This is a genomic window from Saccharothrix sp. HUAS TT1 (assembly GCF_040744945.1).
Classification (GTDB): Bacteria; Actinomycetota; Actinomycetes; order Mycobacteriales; family Pseudonocardiaceae; genus Actinosynnema.
In genome coordinates this window covers 169,150-193,167 of record NZ_CP160454.1, presented here as the reverse complement: position 1 = coordinate 193,167, position 24,018 = coordinate 169,150, and the positions used below count along the sequence as shown (strand labels likewise).

The 24,018-nt window shown below is 74.1% G+C and carries 38 protein-coding genes; 7 read left to right on the top strand and 31 right to left on the bottom strand.

The window, feature by feature from the left end; translation table 11 throughout:
* Positions 1-41: 41 nt before the first annotated feature.
* The 27 genes from AB0F89_RS38735 to AB0F89_RS38605 all read right to left on the bottom strand — a co-directional run bounded on the left by AB0F89_RS38735 (position 42) and on the right by AB0F89_RS38605 (position 16,343).
* A complete protein-coding gene (locus AB0F89_RS38735; protein WP_367139505.1) occupies positions 42-572 on the bottom strand; it encodes a hypothetical protein in 531 nt (176 codons plus the stop codon).
* A complete protein-coding gene (locus tag AB0F89_RS38730; protein ID WP_367139503.1) occupies positions 569-1,213 on the bottom strand; it encodes a hypothetical protein in 645 nt (214 codons plus the stop codon). The genes AB0F89_RS38735 and AB0F89_RS38730 overlap by 4 nt, the downstream gene beginning before the upstream one ends.
* Before the next feature lie 119 nt (positions 1,214-1,332).
* Positions 1,333-2,052 (bottom strand): DUF2786 domain-containing protein, encoded by a 720-nt coding sequence (locus AB0F89_RS38725; RefSeq protein ID WP_367139501.1) that lies wholly within the window; start codon positions 2,050-2,052, stop codon positions 1,333-1,335.
* Positions 2,053-2,286: 234 nt separating this feature from the next.
* Entirely contained in the window at positions 2,287-3,306 is a 1,020-nt protein-coding gene (locus AB0F89_RS38720; protein WP_367139499.1) for a hypothetical protein, read from the bottom strand.
* Positions 3,303-4,553: a SoxR reducing system RseC family protein gene (locus AB0F89_RS38715; protein ID WP_367139497.1), complete on the bottom strand. Its 1,251-nt coding sequence runs from the start codon at positions 4,551-4,553 to the stop codon at positions 3,303-3,305. Before AB0F89_RS38715 ends, AB0F89_RS38720 begins: the two co-directional genes overlap by 4 nt.
* Positions 4,550-4,834: a hypothetical protein gene (locus tag AB0F89_RS38710; protein ID WP_367139495.1), complete on the bottom strand. Its 285-nt coding sequence runs from the start codon at positions 4,832-4,834 to the stop codon at positions 4,550-4,552. Before AB0F89_RS38710 ends, AB0F89_RS38715 begins: the two co-directional genes overlap by 4 nt.
* The gene (locus AB0F89_RS38705) at positions 4,831-5,496 is read right to left on the bottom strand and encodes an ATP-binding protein (protein WP_367139494.1); all 666 of its coding nucleotides are present in this window, start codon (positions 5,494-5,496) and stop codon (positions 4,831-4,833) included. The genes AB0F89_RS38710 and AB0F89_RS38705 overlap by 4 nt, the downstream gene beginning before the upstream one ends.
* Positions 5,497-5,572: 76 nt before the next feature.
* Entirely contained in the window at positions 5,573-6,712 is a 1,140-nt protein-coding gene (locus AB0F89_RS38700) for a hypothetical protein (RefSeq protein WP_367139492.1), read from the bottom strand.
* 92 nt (positions 6,713-6,804) lie between these two features.
* Positions 6,805-7,437: a hypothetical protein gene (locus AB0F89_RS38695; protein WP_367139490.1), complete on the bottom strand. Its 633-nt coding sequence runs from the start codon at positions 7,435-7,437 to the stop codon at positions 6,805-6,807.
* Positions 7,434-7,991, bottom strand: a complete 558-nt coding sequence (locus AB0F89_RS38690; protein ID WP_367139488.1) for an ATP-binding protein — start codon at positions 7,989-7,991, stop codon at positions 7,434-7,436. The genes AB0F89_RS38695 and AB0F89_RS38690 overlap by 4 nt, the downstream gene beginning before the upstream one ends.
* Positions 7,988-8,497 (bottom strand): hypothetical protein, encoded by a 510-nt coding sequence (locus tag AB0F89_RS38685; protein WP_367139486.1) that lies wholly within the window; start codon positions 8,495-8,497, stop codon positions 7,988-7,990. The genes AB0F89_RS38690 and AB0F89_RS38685 overlap by 4 nt, the downstream gene beginning before the upstream one ends.
* A 143-nt stretch (positions 8,498-8,640) precedes the next feature.
* Complete coding sequence (locus AB0F89_RS38680) at positions 8,641-9,054, bottom strand: hypothetical protein (RefSeq protein ID WP_367139484.1); 414 nt, start codon at positions 9,052-9,054, stop codon at positions 8,641-8,643.
* Positions 9,041-9,436, bottom strand: coding sequence for a hypothetical protein (locus AB0F89_RS38675; RefSeq protein WP_367139482.1), 396 nt, complete (start codon positions 9,434-9,436; stop codon positions 9,041-9,043). The genes AB0F89_RS38680 and AB0F89_RS38675 overlap by 14 nt, the downstream gene beginning before the upstream one ends.
* Entirely contained in the window at positions 9,433-10,071 is a 639-nt protein-coding gene (locus tag AB0F89_RS38670; protein WP_367139480.1) for a hypothetical protein, read from the bottom strand. Before AB0F89_RS38670 ends, AB0F89_RS38675 begins: the two co-directional genes overlap by 4 nt.
* Positions 10,068-10,712, bottom strand: a complete 645-nt coding sequence (locus AB0F89_RS38665; protein WP_367139478.1) for a hypothetical protein — start codon at positions 10,710-10,712, stop codon at positions 10,068-10,070. The genes AB0F89_RS38670 and AB0F89_RS38665 overlap by 4 nt, the downstream gene beginning before the upstream one ends.
* Positions 10,709-11,377 (bottom strand): hypothetical protein, encoded by a 669-nt coding sequence (locus AB0F89_RS38660; RefSeq protein ID WP_367139477.1) that lies wholly within the window; start codon positions 11,375-11,377, stop codon positions 10,709-10,711. Before AB0F89_RS38660 ends, AB0F89_RS38665 begins: the two co-directional genes overlap by 4 nt.
* Entirely contained in the window at positions 11,374-11,895 is a 522-nt protein-coding gene (locus AB0F89_RS38655) for a hypothetical protein (RefSeq protein ID WP_367139475.1), read from the bottom strand. The genes AB0F89_RS38660 and AB0F89_RS38655 overlap by 4 nt, the downstream gene beginning before the upstream one ends.
* Positions 11,896-11,918: 23 nt before the next feature.
* On the bottom strand, positions 11,919-12,404 hold the full coding sequence (locus AB0F89_RS38650) for a hypothetical protein (RefSeq protein ID WP_367139473.1): 486 nt from the start codon (positions 12,402-12,404) through the stop codon (positions 11,919-11,921).
* A 60-nt stretch (positions 12,405-12,464) separates the two neighbouring features.
* Complete coding sequence (locus AB0F89_RS38645) at positions 12,465-12,671, bottom strand: hypothetical protein (RefSeq protein ID WP_367139471.1); 207 nt, start codon at positions 12,669-12,671, stop codon at positions 12,465-12,467.
* Positions 12,668-13,321 (bottom strand): hypothetical protein, encoded by a 654-nt coding sequence (locus AB0F89_RS38640; protein WP_367139469.1) that lies wholly within the window; start codon positions 13,319-13,321, stop codon positions 12,668-12,670. Before AB0F89_RS38640 ends, AB0F89_RS38645 begins: the two co-directional genes overlap by 4 nt.
* Before the next feature lie 103 nt (positions 13,322-13,424).
* Entirely contained in the window at positions 13,425-13,823 is a 399-nt protein-coding gene (locus AB0F89_RS38635; protein ID WP_367139467.1) for a hypothetical protein, read from the bottom strand.
* Between the two features lie 110 nt (positions 13,824-13,933).
* Positions 13,934-14,344: a hypothetical protein gene (locus AB0F89_RS38630; protein ID WP_367139465.1), complete on the bottom strand. Its 411-nt coding sequence runs from the start codon at positions 14,342-14,344 to the stop codon at positions 13,934-13,936.
* Between the two features lie 121 nt (positions 14,345-14,465).
* Complete coding sequence (locus tag AB0F89_RS38625; RefSeq protein ID WP_367139463.1) at positions 14,466-14,987, bottom strand: hypothetical protein; 522 nt, start codon at positions 14,985-14,987, stop codon at positions 14,466-14,468.
* The gene (locus tag AB0F89_RS38620; protein ID WP_367139461.1) at positions 14,984-15,406 is read right to left on the bottom strand and encodes a hypothetical protein; all 423 of its coding nucleotides are present in this window, start codon (positions 15,404-15,406) and stop codon (positions 14,984-14,986) included. Before AB0F89_RS38620 ends, AB0F89_RS38625 begins: the two co-directional genes overlap by 4 nt.
* Positions 15,403-15,753 carry a hypothetical protein gene (locus tag AB0F89_RS38615; RefSeq protein ID WP_367139459.1) on the bottom strand — a complete coding sequence of 117 codons (351 nt, stop codon included), beginning with the start codon at positions 15,751-15,753 and terminating at the stop codon, positions 15,403-15,405. The genes AB0F89_RS38620 and AB0F89_RS38615 overlap by 4 nt, the downstream gene beginning before the upstream one ends.
* Positions 15,750-16,079 carry a hypothetical protein gene (locus AB0F89_RS38610; protein ID WP_367139457.1) on the bottom strand — a complete coding sequence of 110 codons (330 nt, stop codon included), beginning with the start codon at positions 16,077-16,079 and terminating at the stop codon, positions 15,750-15,752. Before AB0F89_RS38610 ends, AB0F89_RS38615 begins: the two co-directional genes overlap by 4 nt.
* A gap of 9 nt (positions 16,080-16,088) precedes the next feature.
* Positions 16,089-16,343, bottom strand: a complete 255-nt coding sequence (locus AB0F89_RS38605; RefSeq protein ID WP_367139455.1) for a hypothetical protein — start codon at positions 16,341-16,343, stop codon at positions 16,089-16,091.
* 221 nt (positions 16,344-16,564) lie between these two features.
* On the opposite strand from AB0F89_RS38605, the gene AB0F89_RS38600 reads away from it, so the two are divergent.
* The 4 genes from AB0F89_RS38600 (at position 16,565) to AB0F89_RS38585 (ending at position 19,234) form a co-directional block, all read left to right on the top strand.
* The gene (locus AB0F89_RS38600; RefSeq protein WP_367139453.1) at positions 16,565-17,953 is read left to right on the top strand and encodes a hypothetical protein; all 1,389 of its coding nucleotides are present in this window, start codon (positions 16,565-16,567) and stop codon (positions 17,951-17,953) included.
* A gap of 47 nt (positions 17,954-18,000) precedes the next feature.
* Positions 18,001-18,201: a hypothetical protein gene (locus AB0F89_RS38595; RefSeq protein WP_367139452.1), complete on the top strand. Its 201-nt coding sequence runs from the start codon at positions 18,001-18,003 to the stop codon at positions 18,199-18,201.
* Positions 18,202-18,306: 105 nt separating this feature from the next.
* Positions 18,307-18,828, top strand: a complete 522-nt coding sequence (locus AB0F89_RS38590; RefSeq protein WP_367139450.1) for a hypothetical protein — start codon at positions 18,307-18,309, stop codon at positions 18,826-18,828.
* A gap of 79 nt (positions 18,829-18,907) precedes the next feature.
* Positions 18,908-19,234: a hypothetical protein gene (locus AB0F89_RS38585; protein WP_367139448.1), complete on the top strand. Its 327-nt coding sequence runs from the start codon at positions 18,908-18,910 to the stop codon at positions 19,232-19,234.
* Here the strand turns inward: AB0F89_RS38585 and AB0F89_RS38580 are convergent.
* Positions 19,221-20,015: a hypothetical protein gene (locus tag AB0F89_RS38580; protein ID WP_367139446.1), complete on the bottom strand. Its 795-nt coding sequence runs from the start codon at positions 20,013-20,015 to the stop codon at positions 19,221-19,223. The two genes, AB0F89_RS38585 and AB0F89_RS38580, sit on opposite strands and share 14 nt — an antisense overlap.
* 151 nt (positions 20,016-20,166) lie before the next feature.
* On the opposite strand from AB0F89_RS38580, the gene AB0F89_RS38575 reads away from it, so the two are divergent.
* On the top strand, positions 20,167-20,400 hold the full coding sequence (locus AB0F89_RS38575; RefSeq protein WP_367139444.1) for a hypothetical protein: 234 nt from the start codon (positions 20,167-20,169) through the stop codon (positions 20,398-20,400).
* Positions 20,401-20,526: 126 nt separating this feature from the next.
* On the top strand, positions 20,527-20,829 hold the full coding sequence (locus tag AB0F89_RS38570) for a hypothetical protein (protein ID WP_367139443.1): 303 nt from the start codon (positions 20,527-20,529) through the stop codon (positions 20,827-20,829).
* An 85-nt stretch (positions 20,830-20,914) separates the two neighbouring features.
* On the opposite strand, the gene AB0F89_RS38565 is transcribed toward AB0F89_RS38570, so the two are convergent.
* The 3 genes from AB0F89_RS38565 to AB0F89_RS38555 all read right to left on the bottom strand — a co-directional run bounded on the left by AB0F89_RS38565 (position 20,915) and on the right by AB0F89_RS38555 (position 23,357).
* The gene (locus AB0F89_RS38565) at positions 20,915-21,598 is read right to left on the bottom strand and encodes a MucR family transcriptional regulator (protein WP_367139441.1); all 684 of its coding nucleotides are present in this window, start codon (positions 21,596-21,598) and stop codon (positions 20,915-20,917) included.
* 15 nt (positions 21,599-21,613) lie between these two features.
* On the bottom strand, positions 21,614-22,672 hold the full coding sequence (locus tag AB0F89_RS38560) for a hypothetical protein (protein ID WP_367139439.1): 1,059 nt from the start codon (positions 22,670-22,672) through the stop codon (positions 21,614-21,616).
* Positions 22,673-22,742: 70 nt separating this feature from the next.
* Positions 22,743-23,357, bottom strand: a complete 615-nt coding sequence (locus AB0F89_RS38555; RefSeq protein ID WP_367139437.1) for a hypothetical protein — start codon at positions 23,355-23,357, stop codon at positions 22,743-22,745.
* A gap of 252 nt (positions 23,358-23,609) precedes the next feature.
* On the opposite strand from AB0F89_RS38555, the gene AB0F89_RS38550 reads away from it, so the two are divergent.
* Complete coding sequence (locus AB0F89_RS38550; RefSeq protein WP_367139435.1) at positions 23,610-23,990, top strand: hypothetical protein; 381 nt, start codon at positions 23,610-23,612, stop codon at positions 23,988-23,990.
* The last annotated feature ends 28 nt before the right edge of the window (positions 23,991-24,018 follow it).

The window sequence follows — 24,018 nt, the reverse complement described above, 5'->3', positions numbered from 1 at the left end:
CGGAGCCCCGTGCGGGGCCGGTGGGCCGGTCGGGTCGGGGTTTAGAGGGCGGTGTTGTAGGTGCGGGACAGGGCGACCTGCGCGGTGGTGTCGACGCAGTCGAAGCGGGCCTTCCAGCCCTCGTCGTAGTCCTCGGGGTCCACGACCAGCTCCCACAGCAGCCGGTGCAGCTGGCACGGCGCCCACCACACCCGGTCGGCCGCCCCGTCGACGGGGACGCGGACGCTGCGCCCGGCACGCTTGGTGAACGGATCGCGCGGGCAGCACGGCATCTCGGTGACCAGTTCGGTGCCGGACACCTCGACGTGCCGGTGCACGCGGGCGTCGACGCCGAGCCGGTCGACCGGGGACGGCTGCCCGGCGGCGACCTCGAGTACGACCCGCTTCGGGGTCGACCCGGCGGGCACGGCGCGCGGCGCGGGCACGGCCGGGCGGGCGGGCAGGTCCTCGAACACCCCGCGGTGGGCGTCGTCGTCGCGGCCCTCGACCAGGTGCACGCCGAGGTCGTACACACCGGCGGGCAGGTAGCCGCAGCGCGGGAACGGGCACGTCGCCAACCCGCCGGCGCTCACCGGGCCACCGTCTCGTCGTGGACGCGGTCGGCGATCCCGGCCAGCAGCTGCCGATTGGTCTCGGCGTGGTCGACGGTGCGCGCGTGCCAGCCGGTCAGGCCGATCATGCGGTGCAGGGTGCTCCACCGCCGGTCGGCGCCGAACTCCTCGACGACGGTGCGGCACGGGTCGGGGTTGAACCGGTTCCCGGAGCGGGACACGGTGACGCGCCGCAGCACGCCGCCGGTGCGCCGGTAGCGCACCAGCTGTTGGACGGGGTTGCCGGGCCGGTGGTGCAGCTCGTCGCGGACGACGCCCTCGTTCGTCTCGTCGAGGACGTGCAGCGCGGCGGCGCGCAGCCGGTCGGCCAGTTCGCGCATCCGGGGCACGACGAGTTGCGGGTCCTCGGGCAGCACGGCGAGCTCGTCGGTGCCCGGGTCCTGGGCGAGGGGCACCAGTTCGCCGCCGGGCAGCCGCAGGTGCGACTCGGCGCGGGCGCACGGCCGCAGCGGGGCGGGGTCGCGTTCGACGACGACGCGGGTGGAGAGGCCGTCGAGGGTGCGGTAGTCCCGCAGGACCAGCAGCTCGCCGGCGTCGGCGGCGTTCTGGTCGACGATCTCCTCGGCGACCAGGTCGGGGTGGGGCGGGGGGACGGCGTCCATGCGAGGTGTCGCCTTTCGGTCGGTGCGGGTGGGAACGACCACCCGCATCCTACACATGATGTACATGATATGTAGGTTCTGAGCGGGGAGTGCCGGGCGCTCCGGCACCCCCCGGACGGTCAGGTCAGGGACTTCTGGTTGGCCTCCTGCACACGCGGCTGGCCCAGGTCGGCGGTGCGCCCGGCGCGGCGGCCGGCGGCGCGGCCGGACCCGCTGCTGCGGATGGACACCGGCTTGGTCTCCGGGTACAGGTTCGTGACGAACGCCAGCACCCGGCTGGTGCGGTCGGCGACCGCCAGCGCGGCGCGCTCGCCGTTGCCCTCGATCTCGGCCACGCCCTCGTCGTGCGCCACCTTCAACCGCGCGGCGACCTCGGCGGTGAACCCCAGCAGCCAACTGGAGCGGAACGTGGCCACGTCCTCCCCGATCCTGGCCTGCTGGCCCAGCAGCCCGCGCATGGCCTGCGCGACGAGCGAGGCGTAGAGCATCTGCGTGCGGCGCACGTCGCTCTCGTAGCCGTGCAGCCACGCCCCGGCGCCCTGGCGCCACCCGTTGCTCGTGTCGAGCACGGTCTTGCACTGGATGTAGCGGGCGACGGCGGCGAGCAGGAAGCCTTTCTCCTTGGCGTACGGGGAGGGCAGCTCGACCCGCGCCTGGACGATCTCCTCCTCGACCACCTGGCCGCCGCGTGCGGCCAGCACCGTGACGTCGATGGCGTGGCGGATCATCAGCTTCTCGGCCATGCGCCCGGCGGCCTGGGCCTCGTGCTCGGGGGTGCGCTTGTCCTTGGCCAGCTCCAGCAGCGCGGCGATCCTGTCGATCATCTTCTCGTCGGCCACGTCGATGCCCTTCCGGTGGGGTGAGGGTTGGTGAATTACCTACATCATATGTACATATGATGTAGGTAGCCATGAGATGTGATCTACGAAACTCGCAGGTCAGAGCCATTTTCGGGCCGTTCCGACCGTTCTCGACGCCACCCCTCGGACACGGGAAAGGCCCGGCCGCCGGCGTACCGGCGACCGGGCCTTCCCACCCCGTCGACGAGCCTGGTCAGGCTCGCGCGGCCGTGCTCACCCCAGGCCGCCGATCAGGGCGTCGTCCTCGGGCATCCGCGCCGGCCGCTTCCCCGGCTGCCCCTTGATGTCGACCACGTCCGGGGTGACGCCCAACCGCAGCAGCGACGCCCGCCAGTGCCACAGCTCGGCCTCCCGCGCCCCGCGCACCGCGTACCGGGTCGCCCACGTCGCCAGCAGCGACGCCCCGGCCGCGCACGCCGCCGACAGCACCGTGACGCCGACGAGCAGCGCTCCGGCCGCCACGACCGCCGCGACCAGCGGCGGCCGGAGTCGACGGGCGGCACCGCGCGGCGTCAGCGCCTGCACCCGGTCCCAGTACGGACCCAGGGCGTCGGTCATGTTCCTCAACGCCTCCTCCACCGACGACGCCGACTCACCACCGGCAGGCTCGGGCTCGGGCTCGGGCTCGGGCCGGGGGGCGGGGGCGGCACGGGTGCCGAGGTGGTCGCCGCCCGCGGCCACCATCACGTGGAACGCGGCGGCGTCGTCGGGCGCGCAGTGCTCCAGCGCCGAGTGCAGCGTCAACGCCACGTCGGTGGCGAACGACAGCGGGATCGGGCTGGCGTACTCCTGCGACACCGCGCGCCGCAGCCCCTCCAGGGTGCGCACTTCGCCGCGCCGGTACGCGTGCAGCACCACGCCCAGCACCCGGTCGGAGGTGGCGGCAGGCAGCGAGTAGATCGCCGACAGCCGCCGCCGCGTCTCGAACGGCACCTCCAGGGTGGTCGCCGGCTCGCGGTGGCACGGGCACCCGCACTCGGCGTCCGGCCGCACCGCGTCCGGGCACTCCAGGTGGTAGGAGGTCGCGCACTGCCGCAGCCGCGCGTGGTCGTAGGGGCCGTGCGTGGGGTGCAGCATCCTCGCGGTGTACCGCACGGCGCCCTCGTCGTCCTCGTCCGGCAGCAGCGGCGGCTGCGCCGGGTACCACCTGCCCCTGGCGGCGGCGGACGTGCCGCCCGCGGCCTGCACGCGCGCCACCACGTCGTCGATCTCGGCGTTGCCCGATCCGGTCATGCCCGCTCTCCCGTCCGCTCGTCGCCCTGCTCGTCCTGGTCCTGCCCGTCGCGGTGCCGCTCGTCGTGGAACACCAGGAAGTCCAGCTCGCCCGGCGCAAGGGTGTCGTTGTCCCCGTCCCGCCCGTCGACCCGCTCGTGCCGGTCGTGTCCGTGCCGGTCGTCCTCGGGGTCGTCGTCCTCGGGATGCCCGTCCTCGGGGTGTCCGTGGTCGGCGGGGGCGTCGACGGCGTCGGCCGGCACCCCGGAGGCGATCAGCGCGGCCCGCCAGTTCTCCAGCTCGGCGCGCCGCCCGGACGCCTTGGCGTGCAGGGACAGCAGCACCCAGCCGAACAGCAGCAGCGCCACGCCCACGGCGATCGACAGCAGGTCGCGCGGCTCCAGGGCGCCGAGCACGACGCTGGCGACGCCGGTGCCGACGAACAGCAGCCCGAACGGGAAGTCGCTGAGGTTGCGGTCGTTCGTGTCGTCGCGGCGGGCCCGGTAGTCGCCCAGCAGCACCCCGGAGGGCACCAGGTCCCCGAAACGGCCGTCCAGGTTCTGCTCGGGCACGGGCGGGGCGACGAGCGGCAACTCCCGGTCGGGCCGGGCCGGGTCGCCGGGCATCGGGGTGTCGCCGTCGACCTCGTAGCGGATGCGCGCGGCCTCGGCCAGCAGTCGCCAGTCGCGGATCTGCTCCCGCACCGCCTCGTCCTCCTCGCCCTGGCGCAGGCCGAACTCCAGCATCGCGGCGACGTCGATCACGAACCCGTCCGCGACGTACGAGCCGTACTCGTGGCCCAGGGCGATCCGCAGGTCCTCCAGGCTGCGCAGCCGGCCCGCGCGCTGCTCGCGCAGCGCCACGCCGAGCACCCGCCGCACGGTGGTGTCGGGCAGCGAGTAGGCCGGGCGCAGCGCGGCGACTGCGGCGACGGGCACCTTCGGCAGCCCGTCGTCCCCGACGTCGGCGTGGCAGGGGCACTGGCAGCCGCGCTGCGGGCCGCTGCTGCGGTCGGTGCACGAGCGGTGCTCGCCGATCGCGCACGACCGGTAGCGGCGGTGGTCGTAGGGGCTGTGGGTGGAGTGCATCAGCCGTCCGGTGAACGCGGTGGCGTCCTCGTCGGGCAGGTGCAGCGCGGGCGACGGATACCAGGCGCCCTTGGTGACGGCGAGGTGCGCGCCCGCCAGCTGCACGCGCGTCACGACCTCGTCGAGGTCGAAGTTCCCGCCGCGCAGGGCGGAACCGCCGATCGTGCCGTCGTCGCTCATGCCGTCACCTGCGCAGCGGTGCCGTCCGCACCGTCTGCGGGCACGGTGGCGGGGACGGGGGTGCCGTCGGTGAACCGGCGGCCGGTGAGCGGGCGCGACGCCCAGCGGGCGCGCACCGTCTCGGGGGTGACCCCGGCCTGGAGCTTGGTGTAGGAGACGTGCGCCAGGTGCGCGGCGGCGTCCTCGGCCTTCTTCTCGTCGTGGTCGTCGCCCAGCAGGTAGTGGATCAGGTCGTTGAACGCCTGCGCGTCGGCGAAGGAACTCATGGCCATGCTGTTCATGCCTCCAGCGGTCGCGGCGTGCCCGCCGGGACCGTCGATCGGGTCGGGGAGTCGGGTGCGCCGTCCGGGCGGGGCTCCAGCGCGGTGACGGTGGAGCCGGCGAGCAGGACCGGGGACATCGTCTCGGTGTCGTCGAACTCGTCGAGGTCGCGGACGGTGAGCAGGACGCCGATCGGCGCGTGCGTCCACCGCTCGTTCACGTCGATCAGCGTGCGGATCAGCCGCGGGCCGCCCAGCCCGCCGGGGCCGGGGTCGAGGTGGTCCAGCAGCACCAGCAGCGGCGTGCGGGTTCCCTTCGGCTGCCCGCCGAGGTGCACGTTGAGCATCCGGACGAGCGTGTCGAGGTCTTCCCACTCCCTCGGCGGGTGGGCGGACATCGCCTGCCGCGTCCCGTCGTCGCGGGGGTCGAACAGCCACACCTCGGGCGGGCGGGGCAGCTCGTGCCGGTGCAGGGCGGCGGCGTGCTCGCGCAGCAGCCGGGTCTTGCCGCTTCCGGCGGGGCCGTGGACGACGTGCACGCGGGTGGGCATCCCGGGCGGCACCGGGTCGGCCTCGGTGTCGGAGAACAGCCAGTCGAAGAACGCGTCGGGCAGGTGCACGCCGCGCGGGGCCGGTTCCTGCCCGTCGTGCGGCCGGGCGGGCTGCTCCTGGTCGTGGGTCATGCGGGGTCCGTTCCGTGAGGGTCGGGAAGGGTGCCGGTCGGCCGGCGGGAGACCGGCCGACCGGCGGGGGCGCGGGTCAGCGCATGACGACGTGCGCCAGGTCGGCCTGCGCGGCGACGACCTGGGTGCGCATGATGCGCTCGACGTCGTCGGACGGGGTGCGCCCCAGACCGCAGGCGGTGCCGACGCCCACGGTGGTGGCGCCCAGGCCGTCCTCGAACCTCTCCAGCGCCCGCAGGCTGTGCTCGGGCCCGGACACCCCGGACACCACGCCCGCGACGACCCGCCACGCCGGGTGCAGCTCGCCCAGCGGCCGGTAGAAGGCGGGGTCGAGCGGCGCGTCGTGGTGGCCGTAGGCGGCGGGGATGTGCACGACGGGCAGACTGCCCCGGGTGCGCAGCAGCCGCTCGGTGATCGGGTTGAGCAGGGCCACCGCGGCGCGCAGGTTGCGCGGGGCGCGTAGCTCCCGGTGCCGGTAGTCGCCGTAGCACAGGTGCAGGTCCAGCCGGCCGGTCAGCGGCATCGGCTCGATGCCGCGCGCCAGCAGGCCGCCGATCATGCGCCCGAACAGGCCGGCCATGCCGAAGGACTGGCCGCGCACCACGGCCAGCGTCCCCACCGGCGACTCGACGTTCCACACCAGGTCGTTGCCGAACTCGGCGGCCAGCTCGTTCATCTCGTCCGCGACGGCCTTCTCGAACACCGGCAGGTGCCGCAGCGCCCGCGTCACGTCGGGGAAGTGCCGCAGCAGCGGCCACGCCGGCAGGCCCTTGGCGACGGTGCGCGGCGCGAACGTGAACATGGCCAGGTCCAGCGGGTGCGGCTGCGACACCTGCAACGGCACGTCCTCCCAGCCGGGCAGGGTGGCGCGCAGCTCCCGCCAGATGGTCAGGCGCTCGCGGATCTCGTCCTGCCGGTTCATGGCGACGTCGGCGGGGGTGAGGGTGTGGCCGGGGGCGACGTCGTAGGCGGTGAAGTCCTCGTAGTCGGAGAACCGCCCCGACCTCAGCACGGTCAGGCCGGGCCGGTCGGCGTAGGCGGCCAGCAGCTCGACGACCCACTGCTGGTTGACGTCGCACACCATCGCGACGGTGCCGGCCTGCTCGGCGGGGGTGTGCTCGGCGACCCACAGCATCGCGCTGCGCGGGTCGGGGGTGAACTCGGCGGGCATGGTGCCCAGGAACTTGATCTGACGCGTGTTTCGGGCAGCGCTCATGGCGACGTGCTTCTCCTCGTGCAAAGGGGTTGGGGAATCGGCCGGTGCCTGTGCGGTCGGGTCGTCGGGACGGGTGGGTGGGTGAGGTCCGGTCAGCGACCTGCTGCGAGGGAGAAGCGGGCGACCTGGGTAAGGGTCGATCCCGCCAGCAGCAGGTCCACGTCGTGGCCCTCGCCGAACGCGGCGAGCGTCCGGGTGCACACCATGACGCCGATCGGGCGCGCTGTCATCTCCGTGAGGGCGAGCAGCGTGCCGAGCAGCGACGGTCGGGTAAGTCCGTCGCGGCCGACGTCGAGGTGGTCGAGCAGCACCAGCAGCGGCGCGTGGGCGCGCGGGTGCTCCGGGACCAGCCGCAGCCGCAGCTCCTCGACCAGGTCGTCCAGGTCGATCCAGGCCGTGCGCGGCGGCTGCGTGAGCTCGCCGCGCCACGACGGGGGCCGCCCGCGGCCGTCGAACGCCCACACCTCGACGCGGTCGTGCCACGGCAGCCGCCGCTGGTGCGCGTTGCGGTCGAGCCGTTCGGCCGTGGTGGCGAGCAGGTGCGTCTTACCCCAGCCGTTCGGCCCGTACACGACGTGCACGCCCAGCGGCATCCCTTCGGGCGCCACCGGCGGCGGTCCGAACCGCGGGCGCAGCGGCGCCCGGTGACGGCCCTCCTCGGCGACGGGCGGCCCGTGCGTCGCCGGATCCACCGGCACGTGCCGGTGCTGGTCCTCGATGCTCATCCTTCGGCGTCTCCTGTCCTGTCGGTCGGTGCGGTCGGTCGGCGTGCCGTACGCCCGTCGGGGCACACGGTCACGGTGGCGGCGGCGGACTGCGTCTCCAGCGGCACCTGGTTCATGCGCCGGGTGAGCAGCACCGCGCCGACGAGCTGGCCGCGCCCCCACGTGGCGAGGTAGCGCGTCCAGTGCCCGGCGTCGCCCTCGAACAGGGCGGTGCCGGCCTCGTCGACGACCAGCAGGAGCGGCCCGCCGTCGATGCGGATCTTGGCGAACACGGCTTGCAGCGCGGCGGCCGGGTCGCTCCAGCGGGCCTGCGTGGGCAGGCTGCTCCAGGGGTGGGGCGCGTCGTCGGTCCCGCCGCCGGCCAGCCACACGGGCACGCCGAGGTCGACGTGGCGCAGCGCGATCCGGTGGGCCAGCGCGGACTTCCCGGTGCCGGGCCCGCCGTGCACCAGGTGCAGGCCGGTGAGCGGGTCGCCGGTGTCGTGGCCGTAGTGGTGCAGGTCGAGCGGCGGCCCGGCCTGGGGTTCGCGGTCGGCGGTGGTCGCGGTGCTCACCGGGCCCGCCGGAAGCCGAAGCGGGAGCGCCCGGCGGAGCACCACACGCACTCGGGGCCGGGCCGACGGTGGTCGGTCAGCTCCGCGCCGCAGGCGGCGACGAGCGGACGCCCGGTGAGCAGGGACCACCATTCGCGCCACCGGGGCAGGTGGTGTTCCTGGGGCCGGGACACCACCCGGTGGGTGAGCATCCGGGTGTGCAGGCGGCGCGAGATCCGCCGGAGGGTGACGTGGTCGAGCCGGTCGGCCGGGTCGCCGGGCCAGTTGTCGGGGTGGTTCTCGTGCGCCAGTTCCTCCAGGGCGGCGCGGATGGCGTCCTGCTGGTCGACCAGGGCGGCGCGGAAGACCTCCGTCAGCTCCTCGGTCGGGTCGGACGCCGCGTCCTGCGCGCCGTGTCCGGTCGACCGGCGGGCGCGGGTCAGGACGCGGCGGATGGCGGCGCGCAGTTCGTCGTCGGGGTCGACCGGTGGTCCGACACCGGCGTCGGTCTCGTCGACATCGGTCATGTTCGCTCGCTTCCGGTGGGTAGACACGGATCGGGTTCAGTTACATCTTATGTACATATGGTGTAGCTGGCAAGTAGGGGTGTGACCCGCGTTTCCACAGGTCACACCCCTTGGTGAGGGACGTTCAGGGTAGCCGCTACCTGTCACGTCCTCGCGTGCCGGAACGGCAGGAACGTGCCGTCGTGGCCGGTGCGCGACCGCACCCACGCCGATGCCGACGTACGGCACCGCGCCCGGTCGCACACCACGATCGACGCGTGCCGCCCGCCGTCGGTCCCGTCGTCGGGCGGCCACACCATGCGCCCGGTGGGCTCGTGCTCCTCCTCGGGGCCGTCGTCCTCGGACACCTCCTCCGGCCGGTCGCCGGCGGGGTGCTCGCCGTGGGGGTGCTCGCGGCGCAGGCGTGCCGCGAGGTCGGCCAGCGCCCCCCGGATCGCGTCCAGGGCCTCGTCGTCCACATCGAGGTCGACGACGTAGGCCAGGCCCGCCGGGTCGAGGTCCCCGACGACGTCGGCGGCGATCTCGCGGGCGTGCCGCGACGCCTCAGCCGCGTCCACCGCCCTCACCGTCCGTCCCGTCGGTGCCCGCGCCGATCATGCGCAGGAAGTAGTAGCCGGCCGAGCTGTTCGGGCCTTCGGAGCGGAACGCGACGGCGTCGACCAGCGCCCCGTCGAGGGTGCTGTGGTAGCGCTCGGTGTCGCAGCCGTTGACGTAGGGGTGGAAGAAGGTGGTGCCGTGCTGGGTCCACCTGCCGCGAGGCCCGCGGCTGGCGTCCCAGCGGAACTCGACGATCTCGTAGGGGCCGATGGTGTGCACGGCGTCGATCGGGCCCCACGGGAAGGTGCGGCCGTCGGGGGTGGTGCGCGGACCGGACAGCGGCTCGGGCCGGGCGGGCGGCGGGCCGGCGTTGGTGGAGCCGGCGGGGGTGGTGGTGGTCATCGGTCCTGTCCTTCTCGTGGCGGGGTCGTGGCGGAGGGGCCGGGGTGCGGGTGGCCGGCCGGCCGGTGGGCCGGCGGGCTGTCGCCGGCGGCGCGGTCGAGCAGGTCTTCGACGAAGTCGGGCAGCAGCAGGTTCAGCGCGCCGCCCAGGGTGCGCGGGTCGGGTCGGGGTCCGCGCGAGGCGGGCGCGGCGTCGTGCAGCGGGTGCGCGGCGAACACGTCGGCGTAGGCGTTCAGCTCGGCCACGGTGCGGCCGTCGTCGAGCAGGTCCACACCGGAGGCGGTCAGGACGTCGGCCAGCAGCCGCACGTGCGCGGTCACGTACGCCACCCGGCCGGGCGGGGCGTGCGGCCCGAACTGCTCCAGGTGGCCGGCGGCCAGCTCGGCGCCCGACCCGGCGAAGGAGCGGAAGCGGACGGCCAGGCCGCGGAACGTGGTGGCTTCCGGGGTACGCGCGCCGAACACGACGTCCGCGGCCTCCGTGAGCGCGTCCGCGCACGCCGTGTCCGGCGACGGGTCGTGCGGGCCGGTCGCGTGGCGCGAGGTCTCGTAGGCGTCGGCCACGCGGGCGGCCAGGGCCCCGACGTCGGGTGGCGGCGGCGCGGCGGGCGGATCGGTGCCGGGGGGCTGGTTCACGGGATCATGTCCTTTCCGGCGTCGTCGCCGGTGTCGTCGGGAAGGGTGCGGCCGGGGTCGGCTTCGTGCGCGCGGGCCGCCTCGTCGGCGGCCCGCAGCGCCTGGTCCGACTCGCCGGGGCGCGCGTAGGGGAACACCTCGCCCCACCCGCAGTTGCTGCACCCGGCGGTCGCCATCAGCAGCGCCCCGGTGGTCAGCGCGATGCCGGTGACGTGTTCGCGTGGCGAGAGGGCGTCGCCGTAGGCGAACAGGCCCGCGACGGTGCGCCCGTCGTCGAGCAGGTCGACGCCGGAGGCGGCCAGGACGCGGGCGATGTCGCGGACGGTGTCGGCGACCAGCCGGGCCCGTGGTTCCGGGAACACCTGCCGGTGGCGGTCGCCGACGTCGACGCCGGTGAGCCGGCCGACGCGCAGGTGCTCGGCGAGGATGCGCAGCGGCCCGTAGTCGGGGCCGAGCGCGCCCGCGACCCTGCCGATGGCGGTCGCCAGCGCCATGTTCGCGGCTGCCTGCCGGGCGCGTTCGACGGCCGCGGGCTGGATGCCGACGGTGCGCCGGTAGCGCTGGTCGGCCAGCCGGGCGACGGCGGCGGCGATGTCGGGCAGGTCCCGGGCGGGCGGGTCGGGCCGGTCGCCGGCGGTCATGCCGTCACGTCCCCGCCCGCGTCGCCGGTGTCCGGCTCGTCCTGCGGCTCGTCCTGGTGGTCGAGGTCGGGTTCGCGTTCGTGCCGCCGCCCCCACAGCCCGGCCCGCACCAGCACCGCGGGCAGCTCGCCCGGGTCGGTGTAGCCGAGCACCTTGGGCCAGCCGCATGAGCAGGTCGCCGCGCACGCCCGCAGTTGCTCGTCGACGCGGACGCCGACGACGTGCTCGCGCGGGTCGAGCAGGTCGGCGTAGCGGCGCAGCCCGTCCACGGTGGTGCCCCGGTCGTCCAGGTCGATGCCGGCGGCGGCGAGCACGTCGGCGATGCCGCGCGCCCACCCGGCCAGCTCCGCCCGCCGCCGCGCGCCCATCGCCTGGTGGAGGCGGGCGGTGCGGTCGGCGCCGATCCTGCCGCTGCGCAGCGCGGACGTCAGCAGCACCATCCCGGCGTACTGGTCATTGATGCCGACGACCTCGGCGACGGCGAGCTGGAGCCCGGCGGAGGCGTTGTCGGCCAGGGTCTGCCGCACCACGTCCTGCGCGATCCGCGCGATCCGCGTCGGCGTCGGCCGCCCCACCCCGTCCGGGCCGGAGTCGCCCGGGGCGGACACGCCCGGGTCGGGTCCGGCGGGGTCGGGTCCGGTGGGTTCGGATCCGGCGGCGGTCACACGCCCACCACCCGGCGAATGCGGCGCGCGTCGAGCTTGCCGGTCGCGTCCAGCTCGGCGGCCAGGTCCTCCACGGTGGACCAGCGGTCCAGCACGAGCGGAAGCGCCCGCTCGAACACCTTGTCGTCGGACAGGCCGGCCAGGCGCGCGTACTTCGCGACGAGCTTCTTGTCGTTGAGGCCTTCGACGTCGTTGTTGCGCCTGCGCGCCTCCTTGATCCGCGCGGGCAGCCGGCCGCCGTCGACGGCGCGGCGGTGCACGGCCTCGGCGATGACGCCGGCGGCTCCGGTCAACGCCTGCTCCAGCGGGTTGTCGTCGGTGTCGTGGGTCATGCGCAGGACCCCGGTCACCGTGTACCAGGTGGTAAACAGGCCGCCCTTGGCGTAGCCGACCTCCAGGTGCTTGATCGGCAGGTCGTGCAACGCGGCCACGAGGGCGTGCCCGGCTTCGTGGTGGACGACGCTGGCGCGGTTGGGCCGCAGCCCGTCGATCACGTCGGGCGGTGGTGTGACTGCCATCGGATTCGCCTTCCCGTCCGTGGTCAGCGGGTGGCGTCGGCGTGGATGCGCCGCAGCGCCCGCACGGCCCGCGCGATCCCGTCGAGGAGGTGCAGGGTGTCGTCGGTGTTCGTGCCGTCGCCGTACTCGCCGTGCAGCGGGGACAGCCGGCCGAACGCGGTGAAGGCGCGGTCGGCGCCCTTGGCGACCGTGTCCAGCGCGGCGGTGTAGACGGCGAGCGCACCGGTCAGCTCGGACTCGGCGTCGATCACCCGCAACGCCTCCTCCCACAGCCGCGCGCCGTCGGCGCGGCCGTGGCGGTCGACGAGCAGGGCGTGCAGGCGCGTCATGTGCTCGTCGTCGATCTCGTTCATCAGCGCGGCCAGCTCGGCCGGGTCGGTGGGGATGTCCTCGGCGGGCGGCAGGCCCATGCTCAGGCCGGCCTCGGCGGCGAGGGCCGCGAAGTCGGGCTCGGCGGGGCCGCCGGTGCCGGACGTGCCGGTGCCGGGCGGGTTGTGCTGGTCGGACACGGTGTTCTCCTCGGGTCGGGCAGGTTGGTTCGGGTTGGGTTGGGGTGTTCGGCGGGGCGGTCAGTAGTCGGTCGGGTAGTAACCGCCCTCGCCGATCTTGGTCAGGTGGGTGTCGGACACGTACAGGCGATGGGGCCCGCAGCTGTCGTAGTCCTCGTGCACGTACACGGTGACATCGCCGAACGCGCCGACGGAGAGGACGACGCCCTCCTCGGGCGGGTCCTCCCCGTTGTTCCACACCACCACGTCGCGCGGGTTGAACGTCACGCGGCACCTCCGGCGCGCAGGTGGTGGGCGACGGCCAGGCGGCGGGCGCCCGCGGTGGTCTCGTGCACGGCGAACCGCCCGCACGAGCACCACGCGTCGTAGAGGTAGGCCCAGCGGCCCGCCGTGGTGGTCTCGTCGGAGCCGGCGCTGTAGCCGATCTCGTGGACCTCGACCGTCTCGGGCCACAGGGTCGCCATGCGGCGTGCGACGACCCGGTCGAGGTCGTGGTCGCGGTAGACGACGTGGCTGCCGTCGGCCAGCAGCAGGGTCGCGTCGACCGGGCCGGCGGCGTCGCGCAGCCGCATCCGCACGTCGCGGTGGGCGTCGACGTAGGCGGCGGTCAGGGCGCGCGGCTCGGGCGGGTCGACGTCGGTGGGGCGCGGACAGGTCAGCACGCCGCCCACGCCGTCCTGGACGAGGAACCGGACGGTGACCAGCTGGTCGGAGAGGCTGATCAGCTGCGCGCCGCACCAGCCGAAGAAGAACCGGTTGCGGGCGCGCATGGGCCGCAGCCACCGGTTGCCGGCGGTGGGCAGCGCGTCCTCGACCTGGCGGCGGGTGCCCCAGATGCGCGGGTGCTCGACGTCGCCGCGGGTGAGGTCGAGGCAGCGCGCCTTCACGACGGGGTCCATCGGGCCGTGCTGTGCCATCGCGGACGTGCTCCTTCCCGGGTGTCGGGGCCGACTGGGGTGGTGGTCGGGTGGTCGGCCCGCCCTGCGGGGGAGGGAGGGCGGGCCGACCGGCAGGGGACGGTCAGTCACCGGTGGGGCGGCGCACGGTGTGGCCGCACGCGCCGCAGGTGGTGACGTCGTCCCAGGTCTCGTGGGTGGTGGTGAGGCTGTCGTGGGCGCCGCAGCCGGCGCAGCGGGGCTTGGCGGTGCAGCCGGTGTGGAAGCGGCCCCAGGAGGGGCAGTCGGTGCCGTCGGTGTGGCGGACGGAGGGGAAGGCGTCCTCGCCGAGCGTCCACGGGCGGCGGTCGTACTGGGGGCCGGAGCTGATGCGGTGGTCCCAGGCGAACAGGCCGGCGGCCAGCGGCTTGCCGGTGGCCGCGCACACGCCGGCGTCCGGGGAGGCGATCTCCATCAGCACCTCGCCGGGGCGGGTGAACAGCGTGCCGGTGGTGGTGCCGGCGGGGCGGGTGGCGGTGGTCATCGGTGCCTCCGAAACGATCCGGTGTGCTGCGTGATACCTCCATCATATGCACATATGATGGAGGTCTGCAAGTAGGTTTCAACGCGGGCGGAGTGAAGAGTATGGGCTGGTCAGGCGTGCATGGCGCGGCGGATACGGCAGTTCGCGCACCGCGCGCCACTGCCCGAAAAGAACGCGCACGCGGGCAACTCGGCCTCGGGCGTGGGCGAGACGACCAGCTCGGTCATGTACCGGATCTCGGCGACCGACCCGTCGGTGAACCGGATCGCGGCGCGCACGCGATCCCCGCGGCCGATCGCGGCCCGCGCGGCGAAGGTCTTCACCAGGCGCGTGTCGTCGATCAGGTACTCGACGCGGTCGCCGCGCCGCGCGGCGCGCAGCTCGGGCGGCATTTGGGCGAGCGCGGCCTGGGTGGTCTGGTAGTCGTCGAGCAGGTTCTTCGTGGTGCGCACCAGCGCGCCCCAGTCGGTGTGCGTGTCGGCGTCGGTCATGCCCTGCTCCCGCCTGCTTGGCTGCGTCATATGTACATCATATGTAGGTGATGGGGGTCACGTGAAGGGGTATATGGCCTGGTTAACACGGGTAAAGCACCGCCGCGCCTCTCGCATCCCACGGCGGCGAGAGGCACGGCGGGGAAGGCGGTCAGCGCGCGTCGCCGGGGTCCTCGGCGAGCACGCGGCGCGGCCGGGCGAGGATGTCCTCGACGGTCTTGCGGCCAAGGCTCATCGCGTCGAGCAGCCAGTCGTAGCTGCCCAGCGCGCCGGGCTCGGTGGCGTGCCCGCCCAGCAGCGCTTCCACGTACATCAGGACCATGCTCGCGGTGTACGCGGCGTTCATCTCCAGCGTGTCCACCGGCCGGTCGGCCCGTGCGTCGGCGCAGAGCGTGTCGAAGTGCGACAGCCAGCGCTCCCGGTCGCGTGCCGACGCCTCGCGGAGGATCGCGGCGCGGTCGACCAGCTCACAGAACGCGGTGCCCGGCTCGGCGCCCATCGCCTCGGCCAGGGCCTTGCGCCGCACCTCCACCGAGTCGCACACCCGCTGGTAGGCGTCCACCGTGGGCCGCTCGGCCAGCGCGGCGTTGGCGCGGGTCAGCCGCGCCACCTCGGCCTTCAGCTCCTCGATGCGGCTGCGCGCTCCGGCGGGGTCAGTGCGGGTGTCGGTCATGGCGTGCGCTCCTGGTGTGGGCGGGGATGGTCGAGGTCGTCGGCGGCGGCCGTGGCGGCGGCCAGGCGGCCGGTGACGATGCGCCCGACCACCGGGTAGGTCAGGGTCGCGGGGTCGAAGCCGTCGAGGTCGTGGACCAGGCCGCAGGCGGGGTTGTTGCAGCCCATCAGCGGGCGCGGCCAGTCGGCCTCGATGGGTTCGACCCACCTGCCGGTGTCGGCGACGGCGTAGAAGCCGGCGCCGGTCGGGTCGTTGCCGCACTCGCAGGCGGGCCAGTGGTCGGGCGGCTGCTGGGCGCGGATGGTCGCGGGCAGCGTCGGGTCGCCGGTGTCGAGGCGCGTGGGCGGCGCAGGTCCGGGTGCGCCGTGCGGCGGCGGACCGCCGGACGGGCACGGACGCCGCGGGCAGGGTGTGGTCACGGTGCGCCGGTCTCCTTCGGTTCGTCGGCCGGTCGAGCGCCGGCCGGGTCGTCGGATGCCGCGGTGTCGGCCGGCGTGGGTCCGGTGGCGTAGCCGCCGGCGGCGAGTTCGTCGAACCAGGCCCGGCACGGCGAGCACAGGTCCTGCCCGGCCTCGACGTGACGGCGCAGGCCGACGGAGGTGCCGTGGAACTCGGGTTCGGGGTCGGCCAGGTGGCCGTCCGCGCCGTCGAACGGCAGCAGGCCCTGCCCGAATTCGCGGGCCGCCTCCCGGTCCCAGCGGTGGTTCCACAGCAGCCGGTCCAGGGCGAACCTGTCGCGGTCGTCCGGGTCCCGCCCGATGATCATCGGGGGCTCCGGGGCCTGGTGTTCGCGGCGGCCTCGCGTTCGCGCCGGGCCTGTTCGGCGCGCTCGCGGGCGGTGGGCAGCGCGGTGGGGTCCTCCGGCAGGGTGCTGTGCCGCAGCAGCGCGGCGAGCACGTCGTCGAGCCGGTCGGGCGTGTACAGCACGACGTCTGCGGGGCCCAGGACGCGAATGCCGCGCAGCCGGGCCAGCAGCGCCTGCGCGCCGCCGAAGGTCAGGTTGGGGATGTTGCGCCGCAGGACGCTCGGGTGTGCGCCGCCCTCGGTGACGACGACGCGGACGCCGGCGGTGAGCAGCTGGTCGACGGGCATGGCCGGCGCTCAGGTGAGGGTGACGCCGAAGTCGGCGGCCATGCGGTCGACGAAGTCGCGCGGGTGCTGCTCGGTGTCGAGCAGCCGGCCGCGCAGGACGTCCATCGCGGACTCGTAGCGGGTGTCGTCGCCGTCGGCCCAGCAGGCGGCGAGGTCGTTGCCGGCTCCTTCGGCGCGTTCGTGGTCGATGCCGGGGATGTGCTCGTCGAGCCACGCGGCGATGGTGCGCGGCGCCGGGGTGCGCGGGGTGGGCGTGAGGGCCACCGGGGATCACCTCCATGATCGGGACGTTCTTGCATGTCATGTACATCATATGCAGGTCACATGTAGGTCGGCAAGGTGATAACGGCTGTATTTGCCCTGTTCACAGGCTTGGCTAGCCCGAACGGTTGAACAACGATGCTCAAAGCTGCAACCCCCTTGCAGATGGGGTGTGGCGCTGGGATGGTGGCCGCGCACATCCCCAACCCTCGAAGGAGTCCACGGTGTCCACGAGCACCCCGGCCCGGCTGCCCGCCGCCCCACCCGAGAAGGTGTGGCTGCGCGCTGTCACCGACGACGAACTGCCGCCGATCCCGCACCTGAGCGACCGCGCCGGCCACTACCAGCACCTGGTGCTGGACCTGACGACCGGCGAGTTCTTCTTCCACGGCGAGGACTGGCGCGTCCCGCTCCAGCAGCGCCTGGAGAACGAACGCGCCGAGCACTTCCCGCCGTTCGACCTCAAGCGCGTGCCCGCCCGGATCTCCTGGATGATCGACTCCAGCGATCCGGAGGTGGTCCCGCAGCTGCCGTGGCTCGACGCCGCGGCGGGCAACGCCCTCGCCGCTCGCGTCCTGCCCTACGCGCAGGCCCTCGTCGCCGGCCTGCGCCCCATCCCCGGCCGCGACGAACTCGACTGGAGCGCCGCCGCGCTGCGCGCCGGCTGGACCGTCCACGACCTGTGCCGACGCGACCCGGTCGAACCCGACGACTCGGTCGAGTGGACGGGCCTGCGCGACATCGACGAACTGCTCGACGTCCGCCCCGACGCCCTGGACCGCATCCGCAGCTGGATCGGCCGGGACGGCATCGGCGATGCCACCGACGACACGATCGAGTTCGTCGCCACCCACTTCGCCCGCGGCCTGCTGTTCGAGTACGTGGACGACATGCTGCCGGGCGTGTTCGACCGTTTCGGCTGGAACGGCTCGGCGCACGGCCCGCACCGGCGCACCGTGGCGGGTGCCCGCGCCTGGCTGTACGGGGCCCGCCACGCGGCGCACGGCGGGATGAAGGTGTGCGATGCCGTCGCCTGGTTCTCCGAGTGGCCGGTGGACGACGTGGAGGGCCTGCGCGACGCCCACGACGACGAGCTGCCCGGCTGGGTGGCCATCACCCGGGACCGGTGGCGGGAACGCGGCGTGCACCTCACCGGCCTGCCCGCGTGGGCGTCGCTGCGCCGCCGCGAGCTGCGCGACGCCTACCGCACCGCCTTGGCTTCCACGGCCCGGGACGCCGCGGTGGCCACGGCGGGGGCGCAGCGACGGGTCGCCCTGCGCAACGCGGGCCTGCACGTGGTGTTCTCGTGGGGTGAGAAGCGCGACAACGACAGCGAGCTGGGCCGGCTGCTCGGTCTCTCCCACACCACCGTGGGGAACGTGCGGCGCGCCGGCATCGCGGCCGTCGACGTCGACCCGGCCGCCGGGCTGCCCGAGTTGCGCTACGGGGAGCGCGTGGACGCCACGGTGTACCGCGACGACACCGGCGTGCTGACCGTGGTGCTCGGCGCGGACGACCGGTCCGCCGGCCGCACCGCCGCCGAGGACGGCGTGTCCGGCGGCGGGACGGTGGTGCACCTGGTCGACGCGCGCCCCGCCCCGGCCGGCCGGTGACCGCGCCCTGGCGGTCGTGGCCGGAGCCCTCCGGGATGTGGGTGGGCATGGGCCCGGTCAGCGGCCTGTCCGGTGTCGTGGGCGAGCTGATGCTCCACCTCGGCCACGAACCGGCCGACCATCCGGGGGTGCGCGCCGCGCTGGAGGAGGCGATCGGCGACGTCCTGCTCGACACGGGCCGCGCGGTGCTCGCCGAGCACGGCCTGGCCGTGCGCGACCTGCCCGTTCCGGAGCTCCACCCCGAGTGACCGCCGGAACCGGCGGACACCGCGTCGACCCCTGCGGACCCTGACCGCGGGGGTCGACGCGTGTCGGGGCGCGACCGGTCACCGGCCGCGTTACCGTCACCGACCGTGATGTGGCAACTCGTGCTGGCCGCCGTCGACCGCGCCCGCCGTGCTGCGGAGGACGAGCGTCGCCCGCCGTTCGACGGCCCGCTGCGGCTGACCCGTGCCCAGGCCGAAGCGCTGTTCGCCGAGCAGGACTTTCCGCTGCCCGACGACTGGGACACCCTCGCCCCGACGCTGCCCCTGGTCCTGGGCCTGCGCGTCGAGCTGGTCGCCTCGGTGCAGGACGGCACGCTGTGGACGGACCGTCCTGAGGAGCGGCCGGTGTTCGCCTGCCCGGTGTGCGGCAGGACCACGCCGCACCCGCAGGACGTGGCGAACCGCTACTGCCCGTCCTGCCACTGGCCCACCGGAGACCCGTGGCTCGGCCCGGCCCGCCCGGAGCTGTGGCAGGCGTACGGCCGCACCCCGCCCGACTTCCCCGAACCGGTCACCCGGGACGCTCCGATGCTCGGCGCCACCCCGCACGGAATGTGGATCGACGAGCCGTTCCCGAACCACCCGGGAAGACGGGAAGATCACCTCTGACCCCGGGGAGCTGGACGCCGGATCGGGTGAATTCCCGTCCTCGTCTGCACATCACGTCGGTCCGCCGGTACCGGAGGGTGTGGACAACGACTTCGACGCCGCGCGGCCTCCCGCCGACGACTCTCTTCTTCTCGCTGTGCCGCCGGACCTGGCGCGCCTCCTGCGCGGCTACACGTCGCTGGACGGCGGCGCCGTCGAGCAGGACGCGCTGACACTGCTGCGCAACGCCCTGGACGACGTGCTCGACCGGCGCTGCCCGGCGTGTGGCTGCTGGGCCCGCGACTGGGTCGACCCGGAGGTGTCGGACGACTCGGCCGACATCTCCCACCACCGGTGCTCGGCGCGGCAGTGCGTCGAGCAGGGCTGCATCCACCGCACGGGGAAGGCAACGGTCAGCGGTCCATGAACTTCAGCGCGCCCTGCCGGTAGGTCTCGTGCACCAGCGCGATCGGCAACCCTCCGGCCGGGGCCTGCGTGCCGGTGACCAGCGCCTCGTGCCGGAACATCGCCCGCTCCTCCCGGAACCGGGCGTCGTCGACGTGCTCCCGGGTCCAGGCCCGCACCACGGCCTCGTCGGCGGTCTCCCACCGCAGCGGCAGCAGCGGCCACAGCTGCTCGACGTCCACGGTGCGCCGCGAGATGCCCAGCGGGGCGACCACGGTGCCGAACGGGGTGTCGGACTCGCGCAACGTGCGGTTCATGTCCTCGGTCAACCTGCCGGGCACGTACCAGTTGCCCGCGGTGGACAGCAGCCGCTGCCCGCACCGCAGCTCCACCTCCCGGTAGACCACCGGGTCGTCGCTGCCCACCTGCAACGCGGTCCGCACCTCGGGGGTGGCGGGCTGGTCGACCAGCGGGTCGCGCACCGCGCGCACCGTGGGCGGGTTGGCCAGCTCGTGGTCGGCGCACCACGTCTCCAGCGCCCTGGTCGCCGAGCTGGAGGACAACACGTTGCCGTCGAGCAGGCGGGCCGCCGCGTACAGCTCCAGCGCCTTCTCCATCGTGCGGTCGGGCACGGTCGCGGGCGGATCGTCGCGCAGCAGGGCGGGCAGCAGGAACACGGCGAGCAGGGCGACGACCAGGGCGAGCGCCCCGCACACCAGGGCGGCCGGGCGCGGTGGTCGGCGACGGCGCCCGCCGCGCGGGGCCTGCGGCTCGGATTCGGACTCGGACAGCGGTTCGGACATGGCGTCCACCTCGGGGCCTAGGGGTCGTGCCCGGCCCCGATTCGCCAGGCGGCACGCGGATTCGTGTGCCGCCGATCGTAGGCGCGGCGACCGCCGCCGGCCCGACCTGCTCCCGGGTTCCCGGGAATCCGGGTGCGGGGATGATGGCGGGATGGACGAGTCGGTGGGGCGGGACGTGCGGGACGCGGTGTGCGCGGCGTTCGGGGTGACCCGGGCGCAGGTCGAGGACGGGGCGGTCGGCGAGGCCGGGCGGCCGGACGGTTGCACGGCCGCGTCGACGTCGCTGCTGGCCCGCCTGGACCTGGTGCCCGGCGCGAGCGGCTTCGCCTACGAGGAACTGCCGGACCACCCCGGGCCGGGCGGGGTCGGCCGGGCGACACGCTGACCGTGGGCTCGGCCGGGGGGCGGTGATGTGACCCAGCGACGCTTTGAAAGCTACTTGCAAAGCTACTGGAAACCTGCATATCATGTACATGACATGCAGCAAGGACGAGCCGCCTCGGAGGAACCGATGACCACCGCGCCCACCACCGCCCCGGTCTACTCGCTGGTCGTCAAGAGCGGCTGGTGCAGGTGGACCCGCTACACCGACCTCCCGGCCGCCGACGACGCCGCCGTGCTGCTGTTCGCCGCCACCCGGGGCCGTGTCACCTTCGACGAGGTGCTCGTGGTCAAGGACGGCGAGATCGTCGCGTGGCTGCCCCCGTCCGGGTCGGTGAACCTGGCCGGCCTCGGCGGCATGGAGATGGGCGCGCAGATGCCCACCCTGCCCAGGATCACCGACACCTGCCCGGCCTCCGCCACCTGGCGCTGACGCGGGCGAGGGGCGGGCCTCCCTCCGGCGGCCCGCCCCTCCGTCGCGTCCGGCGGCCATCCGGCCGGCGGCTGTCCGGTGGAGTTCACCGACGGCCGGGGTCGACGCGTTCCTGCCGCAGCACCCGGTACACGTAGGCCCGCGACAGGCCCAGGACGCGGGCGATCTCGGGCGGCTCCACCCACTGCGCCCGGATCTCCGGGATGGGCGCCTTCCAGTCGACCCGCTCGGGGCGCAGCAGGATGGTGCGGGCGGCGCGCGGGTCCCAACCGAGCTGCCGGACCCGGCACGCGTCGGAGCACACCTTCGGCGGCCGGCCTTTGCCGATGCGGCACCACTGCGCCCCGCAGATCAGGCAGGTGTGCACGGTGGGATTGCGGCGGGCGAGGTTGGCGTCCCTCATCGCCTGGACCGCGTTGTCCTGCTTGCGCCGCCGCGTCTCGGGACGGGTTCCCTGCGCGTGCGCGGCGCGGGCGGCGCGGAGGGAGCCCTCGGTGTCGAGGGAGGCCCTGAACTTCGGCCACCAGGGCGCGTCGACCTTGGTCTTGCCGACCTTGCTCATCTCGGCGCGGATCTGCCGCGATGCGAGCGGGGTCTGCCGGCCGAGGCCGTGCCGTTCGCGGTAGCGGTCGGGGTCGATGCCGTGGCGGCGGACGTGGCGGCCGAGGAACGGGTAGGGCTGCCCGCATTCGTGGCAGACGGGGTTGCCGAAGGCGTCGAGGTCGAGGATGCCGTGACGGCCGAAGCCGTCGGGGTCGCCGTAGCGCATCGCGGGCCCACCCTTCTACCAGGTGCGGACGTCGCGGGTCATGATCTCGTCGCCGTCGGCGTCGACCAGCGCCACCCGGCACACCGTGCCCGGCTCGATCTCGCCCGGCTCGTCGCCCAGGCCCGCGGCGACCAGCCGGATCGCGTCGATGTCGGGGCGCTTCGTGCGGTCGACGGGCTCGTCCTGGACGACCCGCTGCTCCATCGGCGTGCCGTCCGGGGCGGTGAGGACCGTGACGACCATGCGCTCGGCGTCGTCGTGGCGGTCGAAGTCGTCGATCATCTGCCCCAGTTCGACGCTGGACAGCGCGTCGCGGATGTGGGCCTCGGCCTCGGCCTCGGGCATGGAGCGGGGCGCGAGGAACCTGTCGCCGTCCAGGCCCATGCCGTGTTCGCGCAGGTGGTCGCGCAGGCCCTCGCGGAAGGCGTCGGTGAGGCGGTCGACGTGGTAGTGGTCCACGAACTCGCCCAGGAAGGCGACGACGTAGTCGCGGACGGTGCCGGAGCTGGTGTAGGCGCTGATGAAGCGGGACACGTACTCGAGCACGCCCCGCCGCGACCACTGCGGGGTGCGGCCGACGTAGCGGGCGATGCCGGGCCAGCCGGCGGGCGGCTGGTGCTTGTAGTTGGCCAGCGTGGTCCTGCCGATGGGCCGGCCGTGCCGGGTCATCAGTTCCAGCACCTCGTCGCTGGTGATGAAGTCCTCGTCGTCGACCAGGGCGGTGTCGCCGTCCTCGTCGAGCGCGGAGCCGACCGGCCGGTAGCCGACGGGCAGGGCGGCGGCCTGGCGTTCCAGCTCCTCGGCCAGCGGGTGCGCCCGGTGACCGCGGGCGTGGTACGGCCACACCACGCGGTGCGGGCGGTCCAGGGCGTCCTCGCCGTACCAGGCGATCACCTCGGCCATCTGCTCGGGAGGCGTCATCTCCCGCAGGGTGCGGATCGACTCCAGGTGGACGGGGCCGGGGGTGTGCAGGGGGTTGGCCGACCACAGGCGGGCGAGGGCGGCGGCGGTGGGGGTCAGGGTGGTGGTGTCGACGTCGACCACACCGGCGGTGGTGCTGATGGGGACGGTCACGAACGGCTCCTGTGGATGAGGTCCCGCACGTGCGGGAACGAAGAGGCGGGCACGGAGAGGGCGGGGCAGGTCAGCCGAACGAGAGCTCCAGCGGGTCGAGGCGGGCGCAGCGCGGGCAGCAGGACCCCTGCACGCCGGAGGAGTCGTCCACAAGGGTGAGCTGGGAGGAGTAGTTGCCGCACCCGTCGCAGCGGCCCCGGGTGCGTGCCGTGCGAGGCCGGCCGGCCGTCAGGCGCGGCAGGGAGGTGAAGGTGGCGGTGGAGTAGTCCACCCCGTCGCGGGAGAACGAGGCGATGACCGAGCGGACGAACACGGGCTTGGTGGTGCCGTCGGTCTTGGTGACGTCGAGCTGCGCGCCGGAGGTCAGGGAGGAGGTGGGGCCGACGATGGTCCAGCCGTGCCCAGGGGTCTTGGTGAACAGCGTCAGTCCGGCGCGGACCTTGGCCAGCATCTCGGTCGCGGCGGCCTTGCGGTCGGCGAGCTTCGCCTGCTCGGCGGCGCGGGCCGCCACGGCCCGTTCGAGGTCGGCGGTGAAGTTCTGCGCGGCGTACTGGGACTGTCGGTTGTGCGCGTAGTAGGTGCCGCCGTGCTTGACGATGCGCTCGGCGACGCCGAGGAGGTCGGCGGGGTCGCCCCCGGCGGCGGTGATGCGGGTGACGAGATCGGTGAGGTCGTACTGGGCCATCGGGTGCTCCCTGTCGTTGGCCGGACCATTCACATGATGTCACATCACATGAATTGAAATCATGTGATGTGACATCATGTCACCTGATCGGAGGCGCGCGACGCGCTTCGGCGGGCCGTTCTCCTCACCACCGAACACGCGGACCTTCGTTACACTGCGCAACCGGACGTGCGGCAGCCGTGTCGTCTGCGCCGACCGGGCCGGCTTGTGAGCCACCGGTCTCCTGCGCTGTGAAATCCGGGAGATTCGCCGATGCGCCACACCGACCGTTCGGAAGACCCCGGTGCCACCCCGGGCGGTCCTGCGCTACCCGAATTGGTCCGCGACCTGACCGAGATCGACCCGCGCACCGTCGCGCCGGAACAGTTGGCGCAGTGGCTGACAATGCTGCCGCGCCTGCGGGCCGCGCTCGACGCGGCCGAGGTCGCCTCCCTGGAAGCCCTGCTCGACGGGGGATGGCGGTGGCAGGAGGTCGCCGACCGCGTCTACGAGGGCATCAGCCGCCAGTCCACTCAGGACCGTTACCGCAGGCTGGGAGGTACCTTGAGTTGGCCGGCGGGTCGGCCGCCCGTCCCCGACCCTGTCGTGCCACGGCGACGCCCGACCACCCCGCGTCGAGGAACCGAACGATGACCGGCTCTCCGCGATGGAGGAGTGCCGG

Bases quoted from the DNA above. Each gene is read 5' to 3' on its own strand.
- AB0F89_RS38615 (WP_367139459.1), bottom strand. From the start codon at position 15,753: ATGATCATCGGGCGGGACCCGGACGACCGCGACAGGTTCGCCCTGGAC.
- AB0F89_RS38685 (WP_367139486.1), bottom strand. From the start codon at position 8,497: ATGACCGATGTCGACGAGACCGACGCCGGTGTCGGACCACCGGTCGAC.
- AB0F89_RS38705 (WP_367139494.1), bottom strand. From the start codon at position 5,496: ATGACCCACGACCAGGAGCAGCCCGCCCGGCCGCACGACGGGCAGGAA.
- AB0F89_RS38635 (WP_367139467.1), bottom strand. From the start codon at position 13,823: ATGACCACCGCCACCCGCCCCGCCGGCACCACCACCGGCACGCTGTTC.
- AB0F89_RS38710 (WP_367139495.1), bottom strand. From the start codon at position 4,834: ATGAACAGCATGGCCATGAGTTCCTTCGCCGACGCGCAGGCGTTCAAC.
- AB0F89_RS38630 (WP_367139465.1), bottom strand. From the start codon at position 14,344: ATGACGCAGCCAAGCAGGCGGGAGCAGGGCATGACCGACGCCGACACG.
- AB0F89_RS38700 (WP_367139492.1), bottom strand. From the start codon at position 6,712: ATGAGCGCTGCCCGAAACACGCGTCAGATCAAGTTCCTGGGCACCATG.
- AB0F89_RS38625 (WP_367139463.1), bottom strand. From the start codon at position 14,987: ATGACCGACACCCGCACTGACCCCGCCGGAGCGCGCAGCCGCATCGAG.
- AB0F89_RS38640 (WP_367139469.1), bottom strand. From the start codon at position 13,321: ATGGCACAGCACGGCCCGATGGACCCCGTCGTGAAGGCGCGCTGCCTC.
- AB0F89_RS38565 (WP_367139441.1), bottom strand. From the start codon at position 21,598: ATGCGCTACGGCGACCCCGACGGCTTCGGCCGTCACGGCATCCTCGAC.
- AB0F89_RS38715 (WP_367139497.1), bottom strand. From the start codon at position 4,553: ATGAGCGACGACGGCACGATCGGCGGTTCCGCCCTGCGCGGCGGGAAC.
- AB0F89_RS38730 (WP_367139503.1), bottom strand. From the start codon at position 1,213: ATGGACGCCGTCCCCCCGCCCCACCCCGACCTGGTCGCCGAGGAGATC.
- AB0F89_RS38580 (WP_367139446.1), bottom strand. From the start codon at position 20,015: ATGTCCGAACCGCTGTCCGAGTCCGAATCCGAGCCGCAGGCCCCGCGC.
- AB0F89_RS38665 (WP_367139478.1), bottom strand. From the start codon at position 10,712: ATGACCGCCGGCGACCGGCCCGACCCGCCCGCCCGGGACCTGCCCGAC.
- AB0F89_RS38655 (WP_367139475.1), bottom strand. From the start codon at position 11,895: ATGGCAGTCACACCACCGCCCGACGTGATCGACGGGCTGCGGCCCAAC.
- AB0F89_RS38610 (WP_367139457.1), bottom strand. From the start codon at position 16,079: ATGCCCGTCGACCAGCTGCTCACCGCCGGCGTCCGCGTCGTCGTCACC.
- AB0F89_RS38675 (WP_367139482.1), bottom strand. From the start codon at position 9,436: ATGACCACCACCACCCCCGCCGGCTCCACCAACGCCGGCCCGCCGCCC.
- AB0F89_RS38595 (WP_367139452.1), top strand. From the start codon at position 18,001: ATGGGCCCGGTCAGCGGCCTGTCCGGTGTCGTGGGCGAGCTGATGCTC.
- AB0F89_RS38695 (WP_367139490.1), bottom strand. From the start codon at position 7,437: ATGAGCATCGAGGACCAGCACCGGCACGTGCCGGTGGATCCGGCGACG.
- AB0F89_RS38720 (WP_367139499.1), bottom strand. From the start codon at position 3,306: ATGACCGGATCGGGCAACGCCGAGATCGACGACGTGGTGGCGCGCGTG.
- AB0F89_RS38570 (WP_367139443.1), top strand. From the start codon at position 20,527: ATGACCACCGCGCCCACCACCGCCCCGGTCTACTCGCTGGTCGTCAAG.
- AB0F89_RS38550 (WP_367139435.1), top strand. From the start codon at position 23,610: ATGCGCCACACCGACCGTTCGGAAGACCCCGGTGCCACCCCGGGCGGT.
- AB0F89_RS38575 (WP_367139444.1), top strand. From the start codon at position 20,167: ATGGACGAGTCGGTGGGGCGGGACGTGCGGGACGCGGTGTGCGCGGCG.
- AB0F89_RS38555 (WP_367139437.1), bottom strand. From the start codon at position 23,357: ATGGCCCAGTACGACCTCACCGATCTCGTCACCCGCATCACCGCCGCC.